Origin of the sequence: Streptomyces sp. NPDC091287, assembly GCF_044768525.1 — a bacterium.
Classification (GTDB): Bacteria; Actinomycetota; Actinomycetes; order Streptomycetales; family Streptomycetaceae; genus Streptomyces.
This window is the reverse complement of record NZ_JBIVUV010000003.1, coordinates 189,383-216,303: the sequence shown is the minus strand read 5'-3', so window position 1 is coordinate 216,303 and position 26,921 is coordinate 189,383. Positions and strand designations below refer to the sequence as shown.

General features: G+C 72.2%; 18 protein-coding genes. 4 read left to right on the top strand and 14 right to left on the bottom strand.

The window, feature by feature from the left end; genetic code table 11:
- Window positions 1-24 precede the first annotated feature (24 nt).
- From ACIQRW_RS05685 to ACIQRW_RS05665, 5 genes are all read right to left on the bottom strand, one after another.
- On the bottom strand, window positions 25-2,637 hold the full coding sequence (locus tag ACIQRW_RS05685) for a SpoIIE family protein phosphatase (protein ID WP_403754856.1): 2,613 nt from the start codon (window positions 2,635-2,637) through the stop codon (window positions 25-27).
- Window positions 2,638-2,733: 96 nt separating this feature from the next.
- On the bottom strand, window positions 2,734-3,363 hold the full coding sequence (locus ACIQRW_RS05680) for an alpha-ketoglutarate-dependent dioxygenase AlkB (RefSeq protein WP_403754853.1): 630 nt from the start codon (window positions 3,361-3,363) through the stop codon (window positions 2,734-2,736).
- A gap of 60 nt (window positions 3,364-3,423) precedes the next feature.
- Window positions 3,424-4,983, bottom strand: a complete 1,560-nt coding sequence (locus ACIQRW_RS05675; protein ID WP_403754850.1) for a GMC family oxidoreductase — start codon at window positions 4,981-4,983, stop codon at window positions 3,424-3,426.
- Window positions 4,984-4,997: 14 nt separating this feature from the next.
- Complete coding sequence (locus ACIQRW_RS05670; RefSeq protein ID WP_403754847.1) at window positions 4,998-6,605, bottom strand: APC family permease; 1,608 nt, start codon at window positions 6,603-6,605, stop codon at window positions 4,998-5,000.
- On the bottom strand, window positions 6,602-8,071 hold the full coding sequence (locus ACIQRW_RS05665; protein ID WP_403754844.1) for an aldehyde dehydrogenase family protein: 1,470 nt from the start codon (window positions 8,069-8,071) through the stop codon (window positions 6,602-6,604). Before ACIQRW_RS05665 ends, ACIQRW_RS05670 begins: the two co-directional genes overlap by 4 nt.
- A gap of 322 nt (window positions 8,072-8,393) precedes the next feature.
- On the opposite strand from ACIQRW_RS05665, the gene ACIQRW_RS05660 reads away from it, so the two are divergent.
- Together ACIQRW_RS05660 and ACIQRW_RS05655 are read left to right on the top strand one after the other, a co-directional pair.
- Entirely contained in the window at window positions 8,394-8,744 is a 351-nt protein-coding gene (locus tag ACIQRW_RS05660) for a 5-carboxymethyl-2-hydroxymuconate Delta-isomerase (RefSeq protein WP_403754841.1), read from the top strand.
- Between the two features lie 73 nt (window positions 8,745-8,817).
- Window positions 8,818-10,035, top strand: coding sequence for an FAD-dependent monooxygenase (locus ACIQRW_RS05655; RefSeq protein WP_403754838.1), 1,218 nt, complete (start codon window positions 8,818-8,820; stop codon window positions 10,033-10,035).
- A gap of 64 nt (window positions 10,036-10,099) precedes the next feature.
- Here the strand turns inward: ACIQRW_RS05655 and ACIQRW_RS05650 are convergent, their stop codons facing one another.
- From ACIQRW_RS05650 to ACIQRW_RS05625, 6 genes are all read right to left on the bottom strand, one after another.
- Window positions 10,100-10,828, bottom strand: a complete 729-nt coding sequence (locus tag ACIQRW_RS05650; protein ID WP_403754835.1) for an ABC transporter ATP-binding protein — start codon at window positions 10,826-10,828, stop codon at window positions 10,100-10,102.
- A 10-nt stretch (window positions 10,829-10,838) separates the two neighbouring features.
- Complete coding sequence (locus ACIQRW_RS05645) at window positions 10,839-11,648, bottom strand: ABC transporter ATP-binding protein (protein WP_403754832.1); 810 nt, start codon at window positions 11,646-11,648, stop codon at window positions 10,839-10,841.
- Window positions 11,645-13,771 carry a branched-chain amino acid ABC transporter permease gene (locus ACIQRW_RS05640; protein ID WP_403754829.1) on the bottom strand — a complete coding sequence of 709 codons (2,127 nt, stop codon included), beginning with the start codon at window positions 13,769-13,771 and terminating at the stop codon, window positions 11,645-11,647. Before ACIQRW_RS05640 ends, ACIQRW_RS05645 begins: the two co-directional genes overlap by 4 nt.
- Before the next feature lies 1 nt (window position 13,772).
- Window positions 13,773-14,978 (bottom strand): ABC transporter substrate-binding protein, encoded by a 1,206-nt coding sequence (locus tag ACIQRW_RS05635; protein WP_403754826.1) that lies wholly within the window; start codon window positions 14,976-14,978, stop codon window positions 13,773-13,775.
- Between the two features lie 99 nt (window positions 14,979-15,077).
- Window positions 15,078-15,482 carry a roadblock/LC7 domain-containing protein gene (locus tag ACIQRW_RS05630; RefSeq protein ID WP_215110695.1) on the bottom strand — a complete coding sequence of 135 codons (405 nt, stop codon included), beginning with the start codon at window positions 15,480-15,482 and terminating at the stop codon, window positions 15,078-15,080.
- Entirely contained in the window at window positions 15,479-17,911 is a 2,433-nt protein-coding gene (locus tag ACIQRW_RS05625) for a nitrate- and nitrite sensing domain-containing protein (RefSeq protein ID WP_403754823.1), read from the bottom strand. The genes ACIQRW_RS05630 and ACIQRW_RS05625 overlap by 4 nt, the downstream gene beginning before the upstream one ends.
- Window positions 17,912-18,316: 405 nt before the next feature.
- Here ACIQRW_RS05625 and ACIQRW_RS05620 point away from each other — a divergent pair, with 405 nt between their 5' ends.
- A complete protein-coding gene (locus ACIQRW_RS05620; RefSeq protein WP_403754820.1) occupies window positions 18,317-19,972 on the top strand; it encodes an N-6 DNA methylase in 1,656 nt (551 codons plus the stop codon).
- A 52-nt stretch (window positions 19,973-20,024) separates the two neighbouring features.
- On the opposite strand, the gene ACIQRW_RS05615 is transcribed toward ACIQRW_RS05620, so the two are convergent.
- The 3 genes from ACIQRW_RS05615 to ACIQRW_RS05605 are packed head-to-tail and all read right to left on the bottom strand — an operon-like array spanning window position 20,025 to window position 25,237.
- Window positions 20,025-22,169 carry a UvrD-helicase domain-containing protein gene (locus ACIQRW_RS05615; RefSeq protein ID WP_403754817.1) on the bottom strand — a complete coding sequence of 715 codons (2,145 nt, stop codon included), beginning with the start codon at window positions 22,167-22,169 and terminating at the stop codon, window positions 20,025-20,027.
- A 30-nt stretch (window positions 22,170-22,199) separates the two neighbouring features.
- Window positions 22,200-23,432, bottom strand: a complete 1,233-nt coding sequence (locus ACIQRW_RS05610; RefSeq protein WP_403754814.1) for an McrC family protein — start codon at window positions 23,430-23,432, stop codon at window positions 22,200-22,202.
- Complete coding sequence (locus ACIQRW_RS05605) at window positions 23,429-25,237, bottom strand: AAA family ATPase (RefSeq protein ID WP_403754811.1); 1,809 nt, start codon at window positions 25,235-25,237, stop codon at window positions 23,429-23,431. The genes ACIQRW_RS05610 and ACIQRW_RS05605 overlap by 4 nt, the downstream gene beginning before the upstream one ends.
- Window positions 25,238-25,682: 445 nt before the next feature.
- Here ACIQRW_RS05605 and ACIQRW_RS05600 point away from each other — a divergent pair, with 445 nt between their 5' ends.
- Window positions 25,683-26,903, top strand: coding sequence for a sigma-70 family RNA polymerase sigma factor (locus ACIQRW_RS05600; protein ID WP_364870474.1), 1,221 nt, complete (start codon window positions 25,683-25,685; stop codon window positions 26,901-26,903).
- Window positions 26,904-26,921 lie beyond the last annotated feature (18 nt).

Genomic DNA, 26,921 nt, shown 5'->3' with positions numbered 1-26,921 from the left:
CGCGGTGCCAACGGGCGGTACGGGTCAGCCGGTTCCGGCCGGCGGCAGGGCCTGCTCGGTCCAGATGGTCTTCCCGGTCGGGGTGTACCGCGTGCCCCACCGCTGGACGAGCTGCGCCACGATGAAGAGTCCGCGCCCGCCCTCGTCGTCCGCCGCGCTGTGCCGCAGGTGCGGAGAGGTGTGGCCGGTGTCCGCGACCTCGCACACCAGGGTGCGGTCGCGGATGAGGCGCAGCCCCAGCGGCCCGCCCGCGTACCGGACCGCGTTGGTGACCAGTTCGCTGACGACCAGCTGGGTCGCGAACACCAGCTCCTCCAGACCCCAGGCCTCCAGCTGTCCGGTGGCCAGCTCGCGGGCGCGGCCCACCGACACCGCTTCGGCGGTCAGCTCCCAGTCGGCGACCCGTCCCGCGTCGAGTTCGCGGGTACGGACCAGGAGCAGGGCGGTGTCGTCGGCGCTCGTGCCGCCGGGCACCAGCTCGGCGACCGCCCGGTCGCACAGCTCCTCCAGCGACGCCGAACGGTCGCCGAGCACCCGGCCCAGGGTGTCGAGGCCGCGTCCGATGTCGTGGTCCCGGGCCTCGACCAGGCCGTCGGTGAAGAGCGCCAGCAGACTGTCCACGGGCAGGTCGATCTCCATCGACTCGAACGGCAGACCGCCGAGGCCGAGCGGTGGCCCGGCAGGCAGGTCCGGGAACGACACCTGGCCCCCCGGGCCCACGATCGCCGGCGGCAGATGCCCGGCACGGGCCATGACGCATCGCCGGGAGACCGGGTCGTAGACCGCGTACAGACAGGTCGCCCCGGTGGTCACGTCATAGGTCTCGACCGCCCCGCCGTACGCGTCCGACCCCTCCTCCGCCGGCTGTCCCACCAGATCGTCCAGCCGGGTCAGCAGCTCGTCGGGGGCCATGTCGAGCTGTGCGAAGGCCCGTACGGAGGTGCGGAGCCGGCCCATGGTGGCGGCCGCCTGGAGCCCGTGTCCGACCACGTCCCCCACCACCAGGCCGACGCGCGTCCCGGACAGCGGGATCACGTCGAACCAGTCTCCGCCGACGCCGGTCACGTCGTCGGCCGGCAGATAGCGGTGGGCGGTCTCGACGGCGGACCGCGGCGGCAGGTGATGGGGCAGCAACTGCCGCTGGAGGGCGAGGGAGGCGGTGCGCTCGCGGGTGTAGCGGCGCGCGTTGTCGATGCTGACGGCGGCCCGGGCCGCCAGCTCGTCGGCCAGGGCGACCTCGCCGTTGTCGAACGTGGTCGCCCGGTCGGGGGCGGGCGTCCGGCCCGGGGCGTCGGGGCCCGCGCCCCGGTCGAAGGTGACGAGCCCCAGGATGCCGCCCCCGGCCCGCAGCGGAACGACCAGGGTGCTCTCGTCGAGCACGAGCCCGCCCGAGGACAGGCTGCGGTTCTGCGGCGATCCGGGCGGATAGACGACCGGCGGATACGGCTGCCGCGGCTCGCCGGGGGCCCGCCCCGCCCCGGGCGGGCCGGTCTCCGGGAGGTCGCCTTCCCCCGGGAGGCCCGTCCCCGGGAGGCCCGCCTCCGGCTGTCCGGCCTCCGCCTGTCCGGCCTCCGCCTGTCCGGCCCCCGGCAGGCCGGGATCCGGCGTACCGGACCCCGGCGCCGACCGTTCCGCCACCCGCAGCAGGGTCATGTCCGCCGGGCTGCCCACCGCCGCCGTCTCCCCGGTCACCGCCGCCCGGGTGACGTCGACCCGTACGGTGGCGGCGAAGTCCTTCACGGCCACCTCGGCGATCTCCTCGGCGGTGGTGGCCACGTCCAGGACCGTGCCGATGCGGCGGCCGGCCTCGACGAGGAGGGTCAGCCGCTCCTGGACCCGGTAGCGGTCGGTGATGTCGAACGCGTCCTCGCACACGCCGAGCACGTGCCCGTGGGCGTCCTCCAGCCGGTAGTAGGCGCAGGACCAGAGGTGGAACCTCCCCGGGTCGCTGGGCGGCTGCCCCCGGAAGTGCAGGTCGAGGACCGGCTCACCGGTGTCGAGCACCTGACGCATGACGCCGTCGAGCGTCCGCGGATAGCCGGAGGTCACGAAGGAGCCCGCCCCGTACAGCTCGTCGGCGTGCTTGCCCCGGAACGCGTCCAGCGGCTGCCCCATCTCCCGCTCGTAGGCGGTGTTGCTCCAGCTCAGCCGCAGGTCGGTGTCGTAGATGGCCAGACCGACGGGGGACTGGGTGGCCAGCCCCTGGAGCAGGGCGATCCGCGACTCCCAGTACAGCAGCGCCTCCACCTCGGCCGCCACGAGGATCCGGTCCGGCTCGCCGGGGCCGTGGCCCGCCGCCCCGGCCGGCAGCGGACACGTCGCCGTCGCCACCAGTAGCTCCCGGCCGTCCCGGGTGTGTGCCACGTGGATCTCGTTGCCGACGAGCGACGGCGGGCCGGGGCAGGGACCGGTCGTCCCGGCTGCTTCCACCGGGAGGGCGCCCCCGGCCGGCCGCACCGTGAGGAACGCGGTCACGGGCCGCCCCAGGGCCTCGGAGGGGCCGTAGCCGAGCAGCTCGGCGGCGGCGGGGCTCCAGCCGATGACGGTGCTCTCGACGTCGAGGACCATCGTGGCCGCCCTGGTGATGTCCAGGGGGCCCCGGAAATCGGCGCTCTCCGCCGTGCTCGCCGCGCTCACGGCGCGACACCGGCCCGGTTCATTACCCTCAGAATCCGCCCTGCCCCAGGTCGGCACAACCGCGGTGACCCGGGCCGCGCCCGCCGGACGCCGGGCTCAGCGCACCCCGTCGGGCCGGAACTGCACGCTGATGCGCGGCCCGACGGCCCGCGCGGTCTTGGGGATCGCGTGCTCCCAGGTGCGCTGGCAACTGCCGCCCATGACGATCAGGTCGCCGTGCCCGAGCGGCCTGCGGACGGGGGCGGGACCCGGGCGGCGAGGCCGCAGCGCGAGGTGCCGGGGGGCTCCCAGCGAGAGGATCGCGACCATCGTGTCCTCGCTGCTTCCCCGGCCGATGGTGTCCCCGTGCCAGGCCACCCCGTCCTGGCCGTCCCGGTAGAAGCACAGCCCCGCCGTGGTGAACGGTTCGCCCAGCTCGGCCGCGTAGTGCTCGCCCAGCCGGGTGCGTGCGGCCTCCAGGGCCGGGTGCGGAAGGGGATCACGGCGGCCGAAGAACGCCAGCAGCCGGGGGACCGCCACCAGGCGCTCGTACATGACGCGCTGCTCGGCCCGCCAGTCGACCTCGCGGACCAGCGTCTCGAACAGCGTGTCCGCGCCCCGCAGCCACTGCGGCAGCACGTCGATCCAGGCCCCGTGCCCCAGATCGGTACGCCGCAGTCCGCTCAGGGGGCCGGTTTCGACCTCGGCCTCCTGGTCGAAAAGCGAGCTTTGCAGGTGTACGGCCATGAGGAGAGCGTAACGCTATTCGAGCAAGTGTGCGAATAGCGTTCGGCGACGAACTCCGGCTCAGCCTTCCTTGACCAGATCGGCGCACTTCTCGCCGATCATCATCGTGGTGATGCACGGGTTGACCGTCGGCAGGAACGGCATGACGGACGCGTCGGCCACCCGCAGCCCGGTCACCCCCTTGACCCGCAGCCGAGGGTCGAGCGGCGAGTCCGGGTCGGCCGCCGGGCCCATACGGACCGTTCCGGCCGGGTGGTACACGGTGTTGTGCGTCTCGCGGATGTAGTCGAACAGCTCCGCGTCCGTGGTCGCGCCCGGCCCCGGAGCCAGCTCCGCGCCCGCCCAGTCGGCCATCGGGGGCTGCGCCACGATCTCCCGCGCCAGCCGCAGCCCGTACGTCATGACCCGTACGTCGTGCTCGTCGGTGAAGTAGCGCGGATCGACCCGGGGCTTGTCCCGGAAGTCCCGGGTCCGCAGCCGCACCGTGCCCCGGGACCGGGCGCGGGTGACGTTCGGGGTCAGGCAGAACGCGTTGTCCGAGGTCGGGTATCCGCGCCGGTAGGTGTTCAGGTCGAACGGCACCGAGCCGTAGTGGAACATCAGGTCCGGCCGGTCCAGTCCCGGCTCGGTGTCCGCGAAGATCCCGATCTCCCACCACTGGGTGGAGGCGGTGACCATGGGCCGCTTCGCCTCCCACATGATCACGCCCTCCGGGTGGTCCTGGAGGTGCGAGCCGACGCCGGGGGAGTCCACCCGCACGTCCACCCCGGTGTCCCGCAGATGCCCGGCCGGGCCGATGCCGGACAGCATCAGCAGCTTCGGGGAGTCGATCGCCCCGCAGGAGACGATCACCTCCCGCCGGGCGTCCACCGTCCCGCTGTGGACGGTGTCGGGCTCCAGGTACTCCACCCCGGAGCACCGCTCGCCCTCGAACAGCAGCCGCTTCGCCTGGAGCCCCGTCCGCACCTCCAGGTTGGGCCGCTTTCCCAGCACGGGGTGCAGGTACGAGACCGAGGCCGAGGAGCGGGTGCCGTCCTCGCGGGCGTTGATCTGGAACCAGTGCGCACCCCGGATCACCGTGGAGCCCGTGTTGAACGGGACGGTGGGGATGCCCGCCGCCGCGCAGGCCGACAGCAGGGCGCCGCCGCAGGGGTCGAGCGGCGGCACGGTCCGGATGGTGACCGGACCCGAGCGCCCGTGGTGGTCGCCGGGCGCGTCGTTGGTCTCCAGCCGCCGGTACAGCGGGAAGCAGTCCGCCGCGCTCCACCCCGTACAGCCCAGCGCGCCCCACTCGTCGAGGTCCTCGGCCGGGGCCCAGAAGGCGATGCACGAGTTGTGCGAGGAGCAGCCGCCGAGCACCTTGGCGCGGGCGTGCCGCATGAAGCTGTTGCCCCGCTCCTGCGGCTCCACCGGATAGTCCCAGTCGTAACCGGACTCCAGCAGGGCCATCCACCGCTCCAGCCGCAGGACGCTCTCGTCCCCGACGTCCGAGGGGCCCGCCTCCAGTACGCAGACGGTGACGGCGGGATCCTCGGTGAGGCGGGCGGCGATGACCGCTCCGGCCGTACCGCCGCCGACCACGACGTAGTCGAACACGGAAGCTGGGCTTGCGTCGGGCATCACGACTCCAGGGTTCAGACGGCCGGTGGGGACGGGGGAGCGGTGGGGGCGCCGGGGTCGGCGGGGTCGGCGGGGTCCGGTGTCTCGAACCGGTGCTCGGCGAGGACGCCGGTCCGGTGCCGCTGGACGAACCAGTAGTAGGCGAAGCCACCGAGCGCGACGACGCCGATGAACAGGAACGCGCCCCAGCGCAGATACCAGTGCTGCGGGCCGGTCGCGTTGTACACCTCGGCGCGCGGCCAGGCCAGGTTGAGCGACATCGCCGTGCCCCAGAGCACGGCGGCGACGTTGACCGGCAGCCCCCAGCGGCCCAGCGAGAACGCGCCCTCGCGCGGCTCCCAGCCGCCGCGCAGCCGGCGCAGCAGCATGGGCACGGTGACCAGCAGATAGGCCACGTAGATCATGATGATCGCGATGCTGGTGATCACCGAGAAGATCTGCGGCTGGTTGATGTTCACCACCAGGATGACGACGCCCACCACCCCGATCAGCACGGCGGGCACCACGGGCGTCCCGAAGCGGGGGCTGACCCTGGCCAGCATCGATCCGGCGGGCAGGTTGTTGTCCCGCGCCATGGCGAACATCAGCCGGATCCCGGCGGCCTGCACCGCCAGCACGCAGACGGTGATCGCGACGACCACCGCCCAGAGGAAGACCTCCCCGACGGTGTCGCCGAGCGTCGCCAGCACCACGTACTGCAACCCGCCCGTCGACAGCTCCTCGGCGTGCAGGTCCGGCACCGCGAGCAGCGCGAAGAGCAGGATGAACGCGCCGATCAGGAACGACGCGATGAGCGCCCGCAGAATGGCGCGGGGCGCGTTGCGGCCCGGATCGTGCGACTCCTCGCCGAGCGAGGACGCGGTGTCGAAGCCGTACATCACATAGGCCGAGGCCAGCGACGCGGTGAGGAACGCGCCGAAGTAGCCCAGCGACTGGCCGCTGCCGAGTCCGTACGTCTCCGTCAGGGCGGTGCTGGGGCCACGGGTGATGTGGGCGGCCAGGAAGACGATGAGGGCCACGGCGGCGATCAGCTCGATGAAGACGCCCGCGGAGTTGATCCGGGCCATGAGCTTGACCCCGAACGCGTTCACCAGCGTGGAGAACAGGATCAGCACGCTGCCCAGCAGCACCGCGTTGGCCGCCTGGTCGTTCCTGCCGCTCCCGTCACCCACGAACTGGAACCAGTCGTCGATCTGCGGCAGCGTGATCTGGTAGGCCAGCGCCACGGCCGACAGGGTGACCATGGTGGCCGTCATCATCATCCAGCCGCCGAGCCAGCCGACGTGCGGACCGCCCATGCTCTTGGCCCAGTTGTAGATCGAACCGGCCACCGGGTAGCGGGCCGCCAGCTCGCAGAAGCACAGGGCCACCATCAGCTGCCCGCAGAAGACCATCGGCCACGACCACCAGTAGGCGGGACCGCCGAAACTGACGCCGAAGTAGAACAGCTGGAAGGTGCCGGTCAGGATCGAGATGTAGCTGATCCCGGCGGCGAAGGTGTGGAAGTTGCCGAGTGTACGCCGGAGTTCGGGCCGGTAGCCCAGCTCGCCGAGCGCGTCGTCGTCGGCCTTGCCGCGGGCCTCGGCCGCTCGGTCCCGGCCCGGACCGCTGTCCGGACTCACTCGAACCACCGCTGGGGAACCGCCGCGACATTGCGCCAGATGTGCTTGGCCTCCTGGTACTCCGCCAGCCCGGCGGGACCCAGCTCGCGGCCGAAGCCGGACTGCTTCATACCGCCCCACTCCGCCTGCGGTACGTAGGGGTGGAAGTCGTTGATCCACACGGTGCCCGCCCGCAGCCGTGAGGCCACCCGGTGGGCGCGCCCGCCGTCCTGCGTCCACACGGCACCCGCCAGCCCGTACACGGTGTCGTTGGCCAGCCGGACCGCGTCGTCCTCGTCCCGGAACCGCTCGACGGTGAGCACCGGACCGAACGACTCGTCCCGCACCACGGACATCGAGGTCGCGCACTCGTCCAGCACGGTGGGCGGGTAGTAGAAGCCGTCAGCCAGCGCCGGATCGTCGGGCCGCGCCCCGCCGCAGCGCAGCACCGCGCCCTCGGCGATGCCCGCGGCCACGTACGCCTCGACCTTGTCGCGGTGCGCGGCGGAGATCAGCGGACCGCTGCGCGCGTCCTCGTCGAACGGCCCGCCGAGCCTGATCCGGCGGGCCCGCGCCACCAGCTCGTCGGTGAACCGGTCGTGCAGCTCGTCCTGCACGAGGAGCCGCGCCCCGGCGGAGCAGACCTGCCCCGCGTGCAGGAACACCGCCATCAGCGCGTAGTCGACGGCGGTGTCGAAGTCGGCGTCGGCGAAGACGATGTTGGGATTCTTGCCGCCCAGCTCCAGGGCGACCTTCTTCACGGTGGGCGCGGCGGCGGCCATGACGCGCCGTCCGGTGGCGAGCCCTCCGGTGAACGACACCATGTCCACGCGCGGATCCTCGGTCAGCGGCGCGCCCACGACAGCTCCCGCCCCCAGCACCAGATTGGCGACCCCGTCCGGCAGCCCGGCCTCGGTCAGGAGCCGCATGAGCAGGACGGCCGTGTGCGGGGTCAGCTCGCTCGGCTTGAGGACAAACGTGTTGCCGGCCGCGAGCGCGGGAGCGACCTTCCAGGCGGTCTGGAGCAGCGGATAGTTCCACGGCGTGATGAGCGTGCAGACCCCGACGGGCTCGTGGACGATACGGCTGTCCGTGTCGGCGCTCCCGGTGTCGACGACCCGGTCGGTGCCCCCGGCGGCGGCGAGGTTGCCGAAGTACCGGAAGCAGTTCGCGATGTCGTCCATGTCGTAGGCGCTCTCGACCAGCCGCTTGCCGGTGTCCAGCGACTCGGCCCGCGCGAAGACGTCCTTGTCCCGCTCCAGCAGCTCCGCCACCCGCAGCAGCAGCCGCCCCCGCTCGGCGGCCGGCGTCCCCGGCCAGGTGCCCCGGTCGAAGGCCCGCCGGGCCGCGGCGACGGCCGCGTCGGCGTCCACGGCCCCGCCCTCGTCGACTTCTGCCACCAGCGTGCCGTCGGCGGGACAGCGGATCTCCCGCGTCCGCCCCTCGGCGGCGGCGGTCCACTGACCATCGATGAACAGCTCCGGCATGGGCTCCTCCTGTACGGGGGTGGGACGGGCGCCCCGCCGGGTGCGGGCTTCCGCGACGACCGGCTCCCTGGGTGACGGCGTCAGCACAGACGGTAGGGCTGTGCGCCCGGGTGCGCAGCGCGGGCGGGGCCGACCGGAGCAGCCGCCGACCTGGACGGCGGACGAGCCCTCCGCACGGACGGCGGGCGAGCCCCACCCTGGACGCGGGCGAGCCCCGACCTGGGCGGCGGGCGAGCCCCGACCCTGCACGCGTGTTCGGCTACCGTTCCCTCCGTACGGGCGGACGTCCCCAGCCCGCGCTGTTCTCCGAGGAGTTGCCCCCATGCCGCAGATCACCGTCGACTACTCCGGCACGCTCGCTGCGGCCTTCGACCGTCAGGCCTTCGCGCTCGCCCTGCACCCGATCGTCGTCGCCACCGTCGACACCCGCCCGGAGGCCTGCAAGACCCGCTTCCGCCGCGTCGACGACTTCGTCATCGGCGACCGGTCAGAGGGCCACGCCGTCCTGCACATCGAGATACGCCTGCTCCACGGCCGCACCGACGAGACCAAGACCCGCCTCGCCGACGCCGTACTCGATCTGATCGCCGCCCGGGTCGAGCCGGCCGACGGCGTGACCCTGCATGCCTCCGTCGAGGTCCCCGACCTGGACGCGGCCTTCCGGAAGCGCTGAACGGGCACCGCGTCGGGTAGGTCGGGTGGGCAGGACCGGAAGGCCGGAACGTCGAGTGAGTGGAGTGCCAGACATGCGTGGAGGCAGCGTCGCCGTGGTCGGCGGCAGCATAGCGGGGTGTGCCGCGGCCCTGGCCGCGTCGCGCGGGGGAGCCGAACGGATCACCGTCCTGGAACGCGCCGATGCCCGGCTCCGTGACAGAGGGGTGGGAATCGCCCTCCACAGCGACCGCTACGACGAGTTGAGGGAGGCCGGGTACGTCGCCCCGGAGATGCCCTGGGCGCCGCTGACCCGGCGGGTGTGGAGCGTGCGGGACGGCGAGGCCGATCACGGCCGGGTCGTCGGCGAGCAGCCGTTCCCCTTCCGTGCCTACAGCTGGGGCTCGCTCTGGAGCGAACTGCGCCGCCGGGTGCCCGAGGAGGTCTCCTACCGGTCCGGCGCGGTGGTCACCGGGGTGGAGCCGGACGCCGACGGGGTGACGCTGCGCCTCGGGGACGGGCACCGGGAGCACTTCGACGCGGTGATCGGGGCGGACGGATACCGCTCCGTCGTCCGCGAGGCCATGTTCCCCGGCGCGGACGCCACGTACGCCGGATACATCGGATGGCGCGGCACGTCGCCGGACGTCGCTGACCTCCCGTCGGACGGCCACGACGCGCACAACATCGTCTTCCCCGGCGGTCACTGCATGATCTACCGCATCCCGGACGGCGTCGGCGGACACCGGCTCAACTGGGTGCTCTACACCGCGCCCCCCGAGGCCGACGGCCTCCACCCCGACCTGCGGGCCCCCACCTCGCTCCCGCCGGGCCGGCTCAACTCCGAGCTCACCGCGCACCTGAGGGCCCTGGTCGCCGACAACTTCCCGCCGTACTGGGCGGCCAGGGTGCTCCGCACCCCCGCCGAGACAACCTTCATCCAGCCCATCTACGACCTGGAGGTGCCGCACTACACCTCGGGACGGATGGTGCTCGTCGGTGACGCCGCCAGCGTCGCCCGGCCGCACATCGGCGGCGGCAGCGTGAAGGCGCTCCAGGACGCCACCGCCCTGGAGGCCGCCTGGACGGCCGGGGGCAGCTGGAAGGAGATCCTGGAGAGTTACGACGCCGGGCGCGGGCCCATCGGGTCGGCCATGGTCGCGCTCGCCCGCCGGATGGGCGCCGCGCAGGTCGAGCACACACCCGACTGGTCCGCCATGGGCCGGACCGAGTTCGACACGTGGTGGCAGGACCAGAACAAGGGCTCCGACCGCCGCAGCGGCTTCGGCGGCCACAGCCTGAAGGCCGGGTAGGCCTCCCGGGGCGGGAAGGGGGGGGCGGCCCGGTACCGCGCCGCCCGCCTCCACCGCTCGTGTATCAGACCGCCGTCGGCGCCAGCTCCAGCGCCGCGTGCAGCGCGGTGCCGTCGGCGCGGGCGTCCGCACCGTCCATGCGCAGCGTCGTCCGCCCCGAGGTGAGGACCGTGAGCGCCCCGGCGGACTCGACGGCCTGGGCGGGGCTGGGGGAGACCAGCAGTACGGCGATGCCCTCGGCCGCCAGCGTGGCCACCAGCTCGTGGACCTGCCGGACGAGCACCGGGGCGAGGCCCTCCGTCGGCTCGTCGAGGAGCAGCACCCGCGGCGAACCGAGCAGGGCGCGGGCCAGCGCAAGCATCTGCTGCTCGCCGCCGGACAGCTCCGCACCCCGGTTGCCCCGACGCTCGCCCAGCCGGGGCAGCAGCTCCAGCACGCGCGCGGGGGTCCACACGCTGGGTCGCTCCGCATCGCCCCGGCGCGGCGGACGGTACGACAGCCGCAGGTGCTCCTCGACGGTGAGCCCGGCGAACACCCGGCGGCCCTGCGGTACGAGCCCGATCCCGGCACGGGCGATCCGGTGCGCGGGCTGCCTCGTCACCTCGCGGCCGTCGAGGCGTACGGTTCCGGCGCTCGGGCGCATCAGTCCGGCGACGGTGTGGACGAGGGTGGTCTTGCCGGCGCCGTTGTGGCCGACGACGGCGTGGACCGTGCCGGCGGGGACCGACAGGTCGAGCCCGTGCAGGACGGTGCCGCCGTGGTAGCCCGCGGTCAGGCCGGTGAGTTCGAGCATCGGGCGTCGGTCATCCTCTCGCTGGTGCGGCGGCCGGGCCCGCCGTCGAACCGGTGCCGTGGTACGCGTCGCGGACCTCGGGATGCGCCAGAACCTCCTGGGTCGGGCCGGTGACGAGCAGCTTCCCGGCGGCCAGCACCGTGACGGTGGACGAGACCTGGGCGACCACCTCGACGTGGTGCTCGACCAGGATGACCGCGACGGTCGGAGGCAGACCGCCGAGGATGGCGAGCAGCCGGCCGATGTCGTCGTCGGTCAGCCCGGCCGCCGGCTCGTCCAGGAGCAGCAGCCGGGGGTCGCCCGCCAGCGCGGCGGCGAGGTCGAGCATGCGGCGCTGCCCGTGCGAGAGCGTGGACGCCGGCCGGTGGGCGAGGTCCGCGAGACCGACGGTCTCCAGACGGCGGGCGGCGGACTCGGTGTGCAGCCGGTAGCGGGACGGGCTGCGCCAGGCCCCACGGCGCTTCGGGTGGTGCGGCCAGCCGGCCAGGACGATGTTGTCCAGCACCGACAACTCACCGATCACCGAGGGCTGTTGGAAGCTGCGGGCGACGCCGAGGCGGCTGCGCCTGGCGGTCGGCGTCCGGGTGATGTCGGTGCCGTCCAGGGCGATCGTGCCGTGGTCGGGCCGGTCCGTGCCCGCGATGAGGTTGAGCAGGGTGGTCTTGCCGGCGCCGTTGGGACCGATGACGGCGTGCCGGGCGCCCGCCGGGAGCCGCAGGCTGACGTCGTCGACGGCGGTGAGGGTGCCGTACCGGCGGGTGAGCCGGGTGAGGTCCAGTACGGGAGGCTCCGGCGCCGCGGCGGTCGGTGCTGGTGTCATGAGGAGACCTTCCCGGCGGGGTTGGGGGCGGGCGCCGACGGGGGCTGATCCCCGGTCACGGGAGCCCCGGACGACGGCCCGCTCCCGCCGCCGGACCCACCGCGCAGCCCCGCGAGGCCGCGCGGCAGCAGGTACACGGTGGCGACGAAGAGCACACCGAGCAGCAGCGGCCCGTGGCCGGGCCAGGAACCGGCGACCCAGTCCCGGGTGGCGACGATGAGCCCGGCGCCCAGCAGGGCGCCGATCACGGACGTCGTACCGCCGATGACCACCGCCAGCAGGGCGAACGCGGCGATCTCGAACCCGACGTCGGCGGGGGCGAGATACTGCTGGACGGTCACCATCAGTGAACCGCCCACCCCGGCCAGCGCGCCCGCGCAGATGTGGGCCACCAGCAGGTAGCGCCCGACCGGGTGCCCGGAGGCACGCATCCGCGCCTCGGCGCCCCGGGTGCCGGTCAGCAGCTTCCCCGCCGGGGAGCGCAGGACGAGCAGGGTGAGGGAGACGGCGACGACGGCGACGACGAGCGCGTAGTTGTACAGCTGGCTCTCCTCCAGCATCTCCTCCCCGCCCCACAGCGCCCGGGTGGCAGGGAAGCCGACGAGGCCGTCGGCGCCGCCGGTGACGGACTTGAGCTGGTTGACGACCGCGCCGGTCAGCTCGCCGATGGCGAGCGTGATCATCAGGACGGTGGTGCCACGGGCCCGGATCACCGCCGGCCCCACCACCGCGGCGAAGACGGCGGCGGCGAGCGCCGAGAGGACGAGCTGCACGGGGCCCACGGTCCACCCCGCGTCCGCGAGGTTCGCGGTGGCGTACGCGCCCACGGCGAACGGCGCGGTCTGCCCGAGGGTGGGCAGTCCCGCGTAGCCGGTGAGGATGGTGACACTGACCGCGAGCAGCCCCAGGGCCAGGGCGGAACCGGCCAGCGAGATGCTGTACGCGTCGAGCACGGTCGGCAGGGAGATCAGCACGACGAGCAGGACGAGCAGCGGAGCCGCCTGCCGCCACGCGGCCCCGCCCGGCAGCCGGCCGATCCAGGCCGGCAGGCGCCTCGCGTGCTCGCGCGGCGCTGCGTCGGCCCGGCCCGTCCCGGCCGCCCCCGCGGCCCGGCCGGCTCCCGACGCCCCTGCTGTCCCCGACGTCTCCGCGGCTCCGGCCGACCCCGGCGTCCCGTGCGGCCGTCGTCGCAGACGGCCGGCGAGGTGACTCCGGAGCCGGGCGACCGGGTCCGGTCCGGGACCCTCGGGGCCGTGCCCCGCGGTCGGTTCCGCGAAACGGGAGCGCAGCACCAGCACCCCCGCCATCGCGGCGAAGAGCAGATACGGCGCCAGATCGGGTGCCAGCGAGACGCCCAGCGTCTGCACCTCGCCCACCGCGATCGCCGCGAAGAAGGTCGCCCACAGCGAGCGCAGCCCGCCGAGCACGACCACCACGAGGGAGAGCATCAGCACGTTCTCGGACGTACCGGGGCCGGGGCCGATGATCGGCGCCCCGAGCACGCCCGCCGCCCCGGCCAGCGCGCCGGCCGCCGCGAGGACGCCGGTGTGCACCGCCCGGGGGTCGCGACCGGTGGCCGCGAGCATCTGCGGATCGTCGGCGGCGGCCCGTACCGCGGCGCCCATCCGGGTCCGGGTCAGCACCCAGGTCCCGAACGCCGCGAGCAGCACGGCCATCACGATGAAGCAGAGCCGGTAGGCGGGGTAGCGGTGCCCCAGCAGCATCACCGAGGAGTCGAGCGCCTCGGGAACGCGCACGGGGAGTTCGTCCGCCCCGAAGAGCTGGATGAGCAGATCACCGCCGATCAGGGCGAGCCCGAACGTCAGCAGTGCCTGCGCCAGATGCCCACGCCGGGCGAGCGGAGCCGTCGCGGCGGACAGCCCCGCCCCGGCGAGGCACGCCGCGGCGGTTCCGGCGGCCAGACCGAGGGCGAGACCGCCCCAGGTCCCGTCGCTCAACTCGGCCCCCGTATAGGCGCCGATCGCGTACAGCGTGCCGTGCGACAGATTCAGCACACCCGCCGTGCCGAAGGCGAGACTCAGGCCGGCGGCGACCACGAACAGCAGCAGACCGAAGGCCACCCCGTCCACCGCCGGTATGAGGTGGGCATCGAGGAGATCCATGTCAGCTGCCGAGCGTCGCCAGGTCCTGGACCATGACGTTGGCCAACTGTGCCCCGTCCGGCCGCACCTGGCGCAGGTACCACGTCTGCACCGGCGAGTGGGCCTTGTCGCCGAACTCCCAGGCGCCGCGCGGGCTGTCGATCTGGCCCAGCCCCGCGATGGCCTTGTTGATGGTCTGCGACGTGACGTCGCCGTCCTTCGCCGCGTCGGCGATCGCCTTGTCCAGTACGGCGGCCGCGTCGTACGAAGCCATCGCGTAGGTGGTGGGCTGCGTGTCGTGCTCCGCGGTCCAGTCGGCGGCGAACGTGCGGTTGGCCTCGTTGTCGAGGTCGGCCGCGTAGTTCAGGACCGAGTAGATGTCCTTCGCCGCCGCGCCCTGCGCCTGGAGCACGCTGCCCTCGGTCACGAAGGCCGTGTACAGCGGCAGATCGGCGATGTCCGACTGGGCGTACTGCTTGGCGAAGTCGATCGCGGCCTTGCCGGCGTAGAAGCAGTACACCGCCTTGGCGTCCGTCTTGGCGATCTCCGCGAAGTACGGCATGAAGTTGGTCGTCTTCGGGAACGGCGTCCAGGTGGTCTTGCCGTCCGGGTTGGCGAGCTTCCCCTTGATCCGCTCGAACTCATCGGTGAAACCGCGCAGTTCGTCGTGACCGCCCTGGTAGTCGGGGCCGATCGCGTAGACCGGTCCGTCGACCTTGTCCTTGATGTACGGGGCGATGGCCCGGCCCGGCTCGTCGGACAGGAAGCTGGTCGTCCAGACGTACTCGATGTCCTTGACCGGAGGCCGGGCGTTCGACCCCAGGAAGGGGATCTTGGCCTGCTGGATCAGCGGCAGGACCGCGTTGACCGAGCCGCCGCCGACGAGGCCCGTCAGCACGTCGACCTTGTCCTTCTTGACGAGCTTGGTGGCCGCCGGCACGGCGGTCGGCGGGCCGTCGCCCTCGTCCGCCACGATCAGCTCGACCTTTCGGCCGCCCAGCTTGTTGCCATGGGTCTCCAGATACAGCTTGAAGCCGTCCCGCAGCTCCGTGCCGACCGGCTCGTAGGTGCCCGACAGGGAGGCCACCAGGCCGACCTTCACGGTGTCGTCGTCGGCGCCGCTGTCGCCGCTGCAACCGGTGACGGCCGCCAGGCCGAGAGCGAGGGCGGCAGCGCCGGCCGGCCGGAATCTGCGGCGGTGGGGGCGGGAAAGGGCGAAGGGGAACATGGGGGCTCACATCACGGTCTCGGGGGCAGGAGTGTCGTGCGTGCCGGTCAGGACGGGTGCGGCGGGTTGCCGCCACCCGTGGGGAGTCCGGACCGGCGGTCAGCGGAGGGGCGGGAGGCTCGGATCGCGGACCTGGGGAGACAGCGAGTCGCCGACCTGGTTGATCAGTTCGGACATCATGTAGCTGACCTCGCCGATGTCCGCGTCCCTGGTCGTGGTGACGAGGAGCGAGGCACCGCTGGAGACGGCCATCGAGAACATGTAGCCGCCCTCCATCGCGGTGAGGCTGTGCTCCACGGGATCGGTGTTGGTCAACTGGGCCGCCGCGGACAGCAGGTTGACGACGCCGGACGCGATGGCGGCCAGCCGCTCGGCATCGTCGCGTTCCACGCCGGTGTACGCCAGCGCGAGTCCGTCCACGGACACGGCTATCGCCTGGGTGACTTCCGGGAGACGCCCGGCGAAATCGCTCAGGATCCAGCTCAGGTCGGAGGAGGTGGTCATTTCTCGGTCCGTTCGGTGTTGTCGTCCGGGGCGGAACGCCCCCGGTGGTTCGTGCTCCGGTTGATGCCCTGGGCGTAGGCCGCCAGCACGTCGGAGACCTGTCGGGAGTCCCGGCGGCGGGGCGACGGCCGCGGCGCGCCGGCCCCGGGGCGCTGTTCGGCGCCCTCCCGCTTCCCCGCGGCGGGCCACTGCTGGGGCGCCCTGCGCTGCCGCAGGGGCAGCCCCGAGGAGCTGACGCCGGCGACACGCGACACCGGCTCGTCGTGCACGGGGTGCGGCGCGCGCGTGGTGCCGTGGTCCCGCTCGCGGGTGGAGCCGCGGGGCCCGTCGTGGCCGGGCGGGGCCTCCCGCTCGCCGCCTCCCGGGGCGCCGGCTCCGGAGGCTCCGACGCCCGCCCCGACCGGGGTGCTGTCGTGGCCGGGTCGCGCGTTCGCCGCGGCCGGCTGCCGGCGGCCCCCCGGCCCCGGCGGTGTGATCGGCCGGGGTGTCTCGTAGCCGACATCGTTGCCGAGCGTGCCCGGCGTCGGGGGCTGGTCCTCCTTCAGGTCCAGTGCCAGCACCTTCGCGGGCAGCGTGACCTCGGCGATGGTGCCGGGTCCTGAGGAGTCGCGCAGTTCCACGACGATGCCGTGGCGCGCGGCGAGCCGTGCCACCACATGCAGCCCCATGGACCGTACGTCGCCGATGCCGGCCTGCGGTTCGAGCAGCGCGGCGTTGTGGACCGCGCGGCGTTCCGCCGTGATGCCCACGCCCTCGTCGACGATCTGCACGACGGCCCGGTCCCACAGCCGCCAGACGGCGACCCCGACCTGCTTGTCCGGGGGCGAGTAACGGGTCGCGTTGTCGAGCAGCTCCGCCAGGATGTGCGCCACGTCGTGCACGGCGCGGGCGGTGATCCCGATCCCCGACTCGATCACGCCGAGGGAGACGCGGTCGAACCGCTCGATCTGCTGGGCGGCGGCCACGATGACGGTGGAGCAGCCCACATCGGCCGAGCGCACCCGGGCGTTCCCGTAACCGCCCAGCACCAGCAGGTTGTTGGTGTTGCGCTCCATGCGGATGGCGAGGTGGTCGAGAGCGAAGAGGGTCTTCATCCGCACCGGGTCGGCCTCGTCGCGCTGCACCGTGTCCAGCTCGGACACCATGACAGCGGTCAACCGTGCTCCCCGGCGTGCGACACCGACCAGCGTCTCTGCCAACTGGTCATGAACATAAGCCTGTTGGGCGGCAAGGCGGACGGCCTCGTGGTGGACGGCGTTGAACGCCTCACCGACCTCGCCGATCTCGTCCTCGCCCGTGGTCCCGACCGGGTTGCCGGTCCGCCGGGCCACCTCCTCGGGCGTCGCGCCGCGCAGTGCGCCGGGCTGGGACAGCTCGCTCATCACGGCGGGCAGCCCGGAGTGGGCGACCTCGTGCGCGGCGTTGCGCAGATCGCGCAGCCGCCGGACCATGACACGGCCCAGCCGGATCGCGACGACGACGACGCCGACCAGGGTCAGCACCACCAGTACGACCTCCGCGCCGGCCGTCCAGATGAGGGTGGTGCGTACGTCGGAGACCTGGGCGAGGACGGCCGCGTCGACCCGCCTCTCCACCGAACGCAGCAGTTCCTGGCGGTCGTTGGCCGCCCTCTGCCATTCCTTCGGGGTGACCGTGATGTCCTTGCCGGTGCCCGTGCGCCCGATCTCGTCCTCAAGGCGGCGGGCCTCCAGCGCCTTCGCCCCGGAGAGGGTGCGCTCCAGCCAGGTCCGCCATTCGCCCGGCCCGAGGTCGAACATGGCGCCGGTCGACTCGGTGTAGCCCAACCGGCCGGCGTCGAAGGTCCGCTGCGAGGCGATGGTGAAGCCGCCCGCGGCCTGCGCCCTCATGACGGTGACCTGCTGCTGGGCCGTGTGCTCCGCGGCCTCGGACAGGGCGGCGGCGGCGCGGATCCGGTCCGCGATGTCTGCGTCCACGCCGTCCGCCTGCGCGATGCCGTCGCGGTAGCTGTTGAGGTCGGCGATCACGATCCGATAGCCGAAGGCGAGGGCGGAGACGGTGCTGCTTCCCGAGCGCACCTGGGCGCGGAGGCCGGGCATCTCCTCGACGAAGCGCTCGATACGGTCCAGGGCGCCCTGCGCGCTGCCGGGTACCGCGGAGAGCCCCTTGGTCCGGCCGCGGAATCCGGCGATGCTCTCGTCGGTCGCGTTCGCACGTAACCGGAATGTTTCCGCGTCTCCCTGTTCGGAGATCAGGGCGGTGGCCGCAGCCCGCTCACGCTGTAACCGGTTGGCCAACTCGCTTGCCCCGTCAGCGGCTTCGACCATCGAGGCCAGCCGGTCGGCCTGGAGCGCCTGGTTGGTCGCCGGTGCGAGTGCCAGGACCGAGAAGGCGACGGCCACGGTGAGCGGTGCGGTGACGAGGAGTACGAGGCGACGATTGATTTTCACTGCGCGGCTCCGTCGCCGGAACCGGGCTCGAGTATCGGTGACACGCAGATACCTGTACCTGTTTACGGATGGTGGGGGGTGTCGGTGAGGGCGTGCTGATGGGGGGAACGATGGCGGTAGGGGGAGCGATGCCGGTGGGGCAGTTGAGGCCCCAGGGGCGCGCGGCATGATCCTATGCCGTAGTGCGTGCCTCCGGATGGGTGAATCAGCGAAAAATCTGCGCACCGAGCGCACAGAGGTGTTCAGTCTTCGCTCACAAGTAAGCACAAAACAAAGGTTCTTGGCCACGTCTGCCGTGAACGCAGCCAAGACGGACTGTGCATCACTGAATGCCGACATATGCCTGTGCGCAGTGTCAACGACATTCACTTCGGCGTGATTGTGCCACCCGTGTACGCTGGGGAGATGACAGAGAATGCCGCTGCACCGGTCGGCGCCCTGGTCACCGGAGCCGAGATCGCTCGGTTGGCCGGTGTCACCCGGGCGGCAGTCTCCAATTGGCGACGGCGCTATGACGACTTCCCCGCGCCGGGGGGTGGCGCCGCCAATAGCCCGCTCTTCTCGCTCGTCGAGGTTCAGGCCTGGCTGGACAAGCAGCGCAAGGGCCAGGAGATCTCGCCCGAGGTCGAGCTGTGGCAGGCGCTGCGGGCCGTCTATGGAGAACAGCTGGTCGCGGGCCTGGCGGAGGTGGCCGCCGCCCTGGCCGGGAACCCCTCGCCCGGCCTGCCGGACGAGGTGATGGACCGAGTGCGGCGCCTGGCCAGGAGCGAAGCGCCCGTCGACCTGGTCAACGGCCTGACCGAGCGGTTCGTGGACTCGGCGCGGCGGGCGGGATCGGACCAGGTGACCCCCGAACGCATCGTGCGGGCCGTGAGCCACTTCGCCCCCGAACTCCCCGCGGACGCGACGGTCTTCGACCCCGCCTGCGGCATCGGACTGCTGTTCCTGGCGGTCGCTTGGGGGACGGACGCGCGCTGCTGCGGTCAGGAATCGGACGCCGACAGCGCTCGGTTCGCACAGCTCCGTGCCGATCTTCTGGAGTGCGGCCGGGTCACCGTAGTGGAAGGGGATTCCCTGCGCGCCGACGCATGGCCCGACCTCAGGGCCGATCTCGTGGTCTGCGATCCGCCGGCCGGGGTCACCGAGTGGGGGCGGGAGGAGCTGCTGCTCGACGCCCGCTGGGAGCTGGGCACACCGTCCAAGGCCGAGGGCGAGCTGGCGTGGCTGCAACACGCTTACGCGCATACCGTGCCGGGTGGCCACGTTCTGATGGTCATGCCCGCCTCGGTGGCCTACCGCAAGGCGGGGCGTCGCATCCGCGCGGAGCTCGTACGCCGCGGCATTCTGCGTCAGGTGGTCGCCCTGCCACCGGGAGTGGCGACCTCACACTCCCTGCCTGTGCACATCTGGTGCCTCAGACGTCCCCACGGCACCGGAGACGTGGACACCCGTCAGGCCGTGCGCATGGTCGACCTGACGGGCAACAGCCCGGACGGCGGCCTGGACCCCGGCCCGGATCAGGTCGCGGAGGTGCCGTTGATCGAACTTCTCGACGACACCGTCGATCTCACCCCCGGAACGCATCTGCGCCCCCGTCACCGAGACTTCCCCGAGGAGTACGCGGCCCTGCGCAAGGAGGTGGAGAAACGAATCGCCCGATTGGTCGCCCTCCTGCCCGAGTTGGCCGAGGGCGATGGGCCGGGGGCGCTGGACGGCGCGACCACGAGCATCGCCGATCTCGCCCGGGCCGGGCTGGTCGGCTACGAGGACTCGGAGCCGGTCTCGGCGAGTGACCAGCTCGACACGGACTACTTGCAGGGGTTTATGCGCAGCTCCGCCAACACCCGTCGGTCCACGAGCGCCAGCGGGACCCATCGCCTCGACACGCGGGGCGCTCGTCTCCCCAGGATGGGCATCGACGAGCAGCGCCGCTACGGCTCCGCCTTCCGCTCCCTGTCCGCGTTCGAGCAGGACGCGCGCGAGATCGGCGAGCTGAGCAGACAGCTCGCCGATCTCGCACGGGACGGTCTGGCGAACGGTGGACTGGTGCCCGAGGACTGAGTGGTCGCGCGAGGTCGTACCCGGGCCCGGCCCCGGTCCGTTCCGGGACCGGTCAGGTGGAGCGAGTGGCAGGTGGCAGGAAGGGGCTCGGCTCCGAGCTCCACGTGACGGACAGGGCTTCACGGGCGCGCGTGCAGGCGACGAAGAGCAGACAGCGTTCCCGGAGCAGATCGGCCTCGTGCTGCAGCGGGTCCGATTCCCGGGCGGTGATCCCGCGGCCGAACGGTACGGTGCCGTCGCTGACGCCGAGGACGGAGACCGCGCGGAACTCCAGCCCCTTCATCGCGTGCATGGTGGCGAGACGTACGCCCCCGGCCCCGTGCGGCACCTGGCCCTTGACCCGCACGGTCGGTATGCCGGCGGCCCGCAGCTTCTCCTCCGCCGTGTCCAGGGAGAGGTTGAAGCGCGCGCAGACGCCGATCTCGTGGGGCTGGAGCCCTTCGGCGACCCACGACCGGACCCGGTCCACCAGGGCTTCGACCTCGTCCGCCCGCGTGGCGTGCCCTGCCAGCAGCGGACGGTTCCCGTGCAGGAGGGAGCGGTATCCGTTGAGGGAGTCCGTTCCCTCGCCTTCCAGCGTGCCGACGGTGACAGGGGAGAGCAGCCCGGCCGACCAGGTGAGGATCTCTTCGGTGGAGCGGTAGTTGACGCGCAACCGGAAGCTGCGGCCCGAGGTGGCGATTCCCAGGGAGCCGAGGGACACCCGGGAGTCGTAGATCCGCTGGTGCGGGTCGCCGGTGATGAACAGGTCGTCGGGGCCCGGGGTGACGGCGGCGCGCAGCACCCGCCACTGCGCGGGGTGCAGGTCCTGCGCCTCGTCGACCACGACGTGTGCGTACGGGGCCGGTTCGCCCTTCAGCAGCTCGGCCGCACGCGAGCAGATCCGCAGGTGGGTGGTGTCTCCCCGGTCGCGCAGCAGCTGTTCGAAACGTTCCACCGCGCTCCACACGTCGCGCCGGCGCGCGGGCCCGAGGCCGGTGCCGCGGCCGCGACGGCTCGCGCCGAGGTAGGCGTCGAGACCGCGCAGGTCCTGGCCGAGGACGATGTGCCGGTACTCCTGCGCGAGGAACTGCGCGGTGAACGGCAGACCGAGCTGCTTGACCGTCTTCTCCCACAGCTGTCGCTGATCCCGGTCCCCGATCGGCGTGGGCGCGGTCGCCGATGCCGCCCGGTGGATGCCGTTCGCGAAGGCGTCGACCGTCGTCACGTCCACGCGCGCGAGCGCCTTCTCGTCCTGGTCGAGGAGCAGGCCGAGCATGTCGCGCAGTCCGGCCGCGAGCGCGTTCGTGTACGTGGTCAGCAGGATGCGGCTGTCCGCGGACCGGGCGAGGAGATGCCGCACCCGGTGCAGGGCGGCCACCGTCTTTCCGGTGCCGGGTCCGCCGGTGACCTGGACGGGCCCCCCGTACGAGGTGCGGTAGGCGACGCGCCGCTGGGAGGGGTGGAGGAAGACCCGCCAGGCCTCGAAGGGCTTCTCCAGGGCCTCCTCCAGTTCCCGCACTCCGGTGACCAGGCGGATCCGGGCGGTCGTGTTGGCGATCACCGTCGCCAGGTCCTCGACCGGTTCGGCCGGCGCGTCCGCGGGACGCCGGACCGCCACGACGTCCCGGTACACCTCGTCGGGGCTGAAGTTCAGGGCGAGGTACTGGAGAACCTCCAGCTGGTCCTCCGGCAGGAGCGTGGCGAAGGCGTCGAGCTGCGACGTGTCGACCATGGAGCGGGCGGCGCGCAGGACCTGGTCGTCGATGCCCAGCTCGCGGAGGGTGCCGTCGGAGATCTTCGCGAACAGCAGCCGAGGAGCCTGGCGTGCGGCGGTCTCGTACACCGGTGTCAGTTCGTCCAGGGCGACGGCGTTGCGCACCTCCAGCGCCCGTGTCGCGGAGTTCGCGCTGTACAGGCGCTTCGCGGCCCAGGTGTAGGCGTCGTCGTGCGGCAACACGTTGACCAGGAGGAAGACGTCGCTGCCGTCGTCGGGTGCGAGGACGACGCCCCGCCAGAAGTCGGTGATGCGGATGGTCCGCATCCGTCCGTCGCGTGCCTTCTCCACGGACTCCAGATGCAGTCCCTTGTCCGCGTTCAACTCGGCCGGGCTCAGAGCCTGGAACTTGGCCATGGCCTTGCGTACACCGGCGCGAACCGGCTTCTCCAGGGTCTCGTAGCCGTCCCAGAAGCTCTGCGCGAAAGCGAGCCGGGGCATGAGGTCCTCCCATGTGTGCCTGACGATGGTTCATGTTCGTGTGTGCGGTGCCGCCCCGGCGAGTTGCCCGGCGATGCGCTCCAGCGCTGCCAGGAGCGCCGCCGGTGGGAGCGAGAGGTCGAGGCTGTGCTGGAAGAGCCGAATTCCGGCGCCGTGCACCTCATGGACGCGTACCGGTTCCCGGCCGGCCGCGTAGACCAGGTGTGCCTCGGGCAGTTGGAGGACGGTCGCGTAGGCGAGCGCCTGGTAGAGGTCGGCGTTGAGGAGACCATCGGCCTTCTCGACCTTGTACTTGGCGTCCACGACGGCGACCGGGGCGCGGCCGTCGCCGCCGCGCACGACGAGGTCCGGGCGTATGCGCACACGCTTGGCGGCGTCGAGGTGGTGGGCTTCCTGCAAGCGGGCGGTCAGCCCGTGTTTTTGCGAGGCCTCCCGCAGTCCGACGGTGACGAAGTCCTCGAACAGCTTGTTCATGTCGAGCAGGAAGCCATGGATGGAGAGCGGGTCGGCTCCGGCCGGCCGGTGTTCCGGGGACGTGCCGCGCAGAACGGCCTCGGCCAGGCGCAAGGCCGGTCGGTAGCGGGAGTTGAGGCGCGACGGTTGCCAGCGGGGCAGTTCCCGGCCCCGGACCAGAGGCAGGGCGTCGGCGAGGCGGAGACGTTGGCGGGCGAGGAGCCGCCGCACGGGTGGGGTCACCCCTGGCAGCCGGAGCAGCCGTTCGACGGCGGCACGCAGGATGCGGTTCTCGGCGGTGTCGGCGGTGTACGCGTCGTAACTGATCTCGACGGGCGGTGTCCGGCCGAATCGCCGCCGGACCTGGTCGGCTTCCCGTATGCGTCCGCGTACGAACAGCGCGGACTCCTCCACGGTGCGGTACCCCTGGAGAACGCCCTGCCGCAGAGCCACGTCGATCTGTCGCTCCACGGCGTGCGCGAGCGCGGGGACGACATCCTCGTGGCCCCCGGTGTCGATACTCCCCTCCCGGCTGTCCCGCCAGGCCCTGGCCGGGTCGAGACTGAACCCGAGCAGGAAGAAGAGCCTGGCCACGGGCGTCTTGGGCATGATGCGCACGACGGGGCCGCCGGGGACGCGTACCGCGCCGACGCTGCTTCCCGCACGCAGGAGCCAGTGCCCCTCCCGGCCGGGATCGGGGGTGGCACTCCGCAGAAAGCCGGCACCGGCGAGAGCCCGGCCGGCCTCGGTGGGCAGCGGTACGGAGACGGCGGGGCCGTACTCGCGCAGCGATACCTCCGCCGGGCTCACGGGAGCCTGGTCCGCAGAGCGTCGAGGCCGTAACGGGCGGCGACATCGAGTCCCTCGCCGTAGTGGTGCTCTTCCAGGAGCGGGAGGATCTTCGTACGCCAGGTCCGGCCGAGACCCCCGTCCCGGTATACGCCCGGCTTCATCAGATACGACGGGCCGATGGAGAATTCCGGGTCGTCGATGAGGGCGTTGAGCGCGTCCAGGAGGCGGGCGGGTTCGTCGCCCTTGCCCTCGCGCTCCAGCCAGCGCGCCAGAAGACCGGCGGTGGGCTCGGTGCGGGGAGACAGCTCCACGAAGGCGAACCGGCGCCGCATGGCCGCGTCCATCAGGGCGATGGAGCGGTCGGCGGTGTTCATGGTGCCGATCACGAAGAGATTGGGTGGCAGCCCGAAGTCGTCCCCCGAGTAGGTGAGACGGACGGACCGCTCGCGGTATTCGAGCAGGAAGTACAGCTCACCGAAGACTTTCGCGAGGTTGGCGCGGTTCATCTCGTCGATGATCAGGAAGTGGGGGATGTGGGCGTTGCCCTCGCGGGAGGCGAGATCCGCCAGCTCCCGGAGCGGTCCCGCCGTCAGCCGGAACGCGGCCTCGCGCGTCTCCGGGTCCTCCACGGGCCGGAACCCTTCGAAGAAGTCCTCGTAGGCGTAGGACGGGTGGAACTGGACGATCTTGACCTGTTCGGGGCCGCCGCCGAAGTGCTCCGCCAGCTTCATGGCCAGATACGTCTTGCCGGTGCCCGGCGGACCGTACAGCACCATCTGCCGTTCGTCCGCGAGGAGTTCACGCACCTCGTCCAGCCAGGCGCGCTCGTGCACGAGCAGCTTGTCCGCCAGGACGTCCGTCACCTCCGGCAGGACCAGCTCCCTCATCTCGGCGGAGGCCGACAGGTCCAAGGCACCGCCCTCGGCCGGCCCGACGGGCCCGGTCAGTGCGTCCAGCGTGTCCAGGACGCCGGTCAGGTCGACGATGTCGTGCTGCACGGACAGCTTCTGCTGCACGGCTTCGGGAAGCTCCTCGTAGGCCAGGCCGCCAGGCCTCCAGGAGGCGGCACGCCGCAGATTCGACAGCCCGCCCGGGGACGCGGTCTGTACGGCGTGCCCATCGATCCGCCCGAGGTACAACTGCCCTTCGCTTATGGTGACCACGGTGTCGCCCTCCCGCATCTGGGTGAGGAAGCCGTGGAGTTCGTCGACGAGGCCGCGCTTCTGGTTGTACGAGGCGGCCCCCTCGTAGCCGTCCTCCACGAAGCGGCGCAGCGCGCTCTTGGTCGGTTCGCTCTCGTCCAACGGCGGCAGATGGGCCCCGGAGAGGGAGACGAACCTCTGCTCCAGCCACAGCTGCCGCACCAGATTGTGTCCCGACACGTTGGAACCGCGCACCAGCCAGGCCTTCCTCGGCGCCCGCCACCCGGTGGAGAGGTAGTCGGCGAGCGGGTGGCCCTCGGCGGTCCGCCAGGATTCGGGCCCGGAGGCGTCGTATCCGTAGACCAGCCCGGCCGCCGCGGACGAGGAGTTGCACGTGATGTCCCGGGTCGTCACCCAGCGCGGTGGCGCGCCCGCTGTGCCGTGTGTCGCCGGGGCGTCGGCGAGGGCGCCACTCGCACGGAGCTCCGCGCGCGACTCGCGCGCGTGGCGGCTCAGGCCGGGCCATGCTTCGGCGGCGACCGACGAGCCCTCGCGCAGCAGGAACTTGTGCGTGCCGTTGCCGCCGAACTCGACGAGGAGGCGGCCGAGTGCCACTCCGCCGTCCTTGGGGAGTCTGATGCGGAACTCCGGTGCACCGGGGAGGTGTTGGGGTTGCGTCATGGATCACCTTCCGGGGCGGGCCTGCGCGAACACCGCACAGCCTAGCTGTTGACACTGTCAAGTCACTCGTACCGGCCAGTACACAGATTCTACCGATGTGTTGGCGGTGTAAACGCACTAGGTCTAAGGTGAGGGCACGGCCACGGCACTTCCGGATGGAAGAGGTGCGCGGTCGTGGGGTGGGGGCGGTATGAGTGGGGATTCAGCCATGTCCGAGGCCGAACGACGGTTGATCGCAGCTGAGTTGCCTGATGTGATCCGGCGACTGCGAAGCTGCGCCTCAAGTGATGGCGTCATCAGTCGGACGGTTTTCGAGAGGGAGGCCGAGCGGCTCGGGCTCGGTACCGAGGAGCAGCGCCGCAGGCTGCGTACGGGACTGGCGGGCGTCGGCCTTCGTTTGAAGACCCGTCCACGAGCGATGGACGTGCGGGAGCGGCCTCCCGCCGTGTCGACCGCTGCGACGGCCTCCGAGATGCTTCCCTCCGAGGCGGCCCGGCGCTTGGCTCAGGCCCGCAAGATGCTGGCGCGTTACGCCGACGCCGACGGGCGCGTCGGCAAGCTCGCCCACGACGGCGTGGTGCGCCTCCACGGCCTCGGCCCCGCCGAAGCGCGGGAGCTGAGCGCCCACTTCCCGGTCAACCGGCCCCGGCCGGTCGACGCGGCGGCGTGGCAGGACCGGGCCCCCGGATCCGGGGCGAAGCCGTCGGAGGCAGCGGGGAAGGGGCGCGGCGGCCCGGCGATGTCCGCCGGGGACGGTTCGCTGCGCGAAGCCGTCCTTGCCGCCCGGGCGGTCCTGGAGGCGGACCGATGGCGACGCGACCGCGGTGCGAAGCTGCTCGGCGCGCAGGAGGAGGTCGGCCTGTCCGTGCTGCTCCGGGGCGGCGTCGGGGATCTCGGCCGGGACGTCCCGAAGGAGGAGATCGCCGCCCTGCCGTACGGCAGTGACGCACGGCGCGCTCACGAGTGCCTCGTGCTGCACAACGTGCGGCTCGTCTGGAAGATCGCGCAGGCATACCAGGGCCGCGGTCTGGACATCGAGGATCTCGTCCAGCACGGCACCATCGGACTGATGCGCGCGGTCCGCAAGTTCGACGCCGGCCAGGGCTACAAGCTGTCGACGTACGCGTCGCAGTGGATCAGACAGTCCATCGGCCGGGCCGTCGCCGACGAAGGCACCCTGATCAGGATTCCCGTGCACCTGCACGAGAAGGTGAGCAAGGTCGCCGTCGCCGAACGCAAGCTGCTGAGCGAGGGACGCCCCAGGACGGTCGAGAACGTGGCCTTCGCGACGGGCTTCAGCTTCGAGGAGGTGGAGGGGGTGCGCAGGATCAGCCGCCCCACCGACTCGCTGGACCGGATCATCGGTGACGACACCGCTCTCGGCGACCTGATCATCGGGCCGAGCCGGCTTCCCGGGCCCCCCGTCGTGGTGTTGCGCAAGGAGTTTCAAGCGAGGCTGCGGCACGTTCTGGGGCACCTCTCCGAGCGTGAACGGCATGTCGTCATCCGGCGTACCGGACTTGACGGTGACGAACCCAGCACGTTGGAGGAGATCGGAGTCGTCTTCGGCGTGACCCGCGAGCGCATCCGCCAGGTCGAGCCCAAGGCCAAAGCGATCTTCCGGGGCCAGTTGGTTCGCCACGGAATGATCGCGTCCCACGTCTGACGTGCGACCGCCACCGCG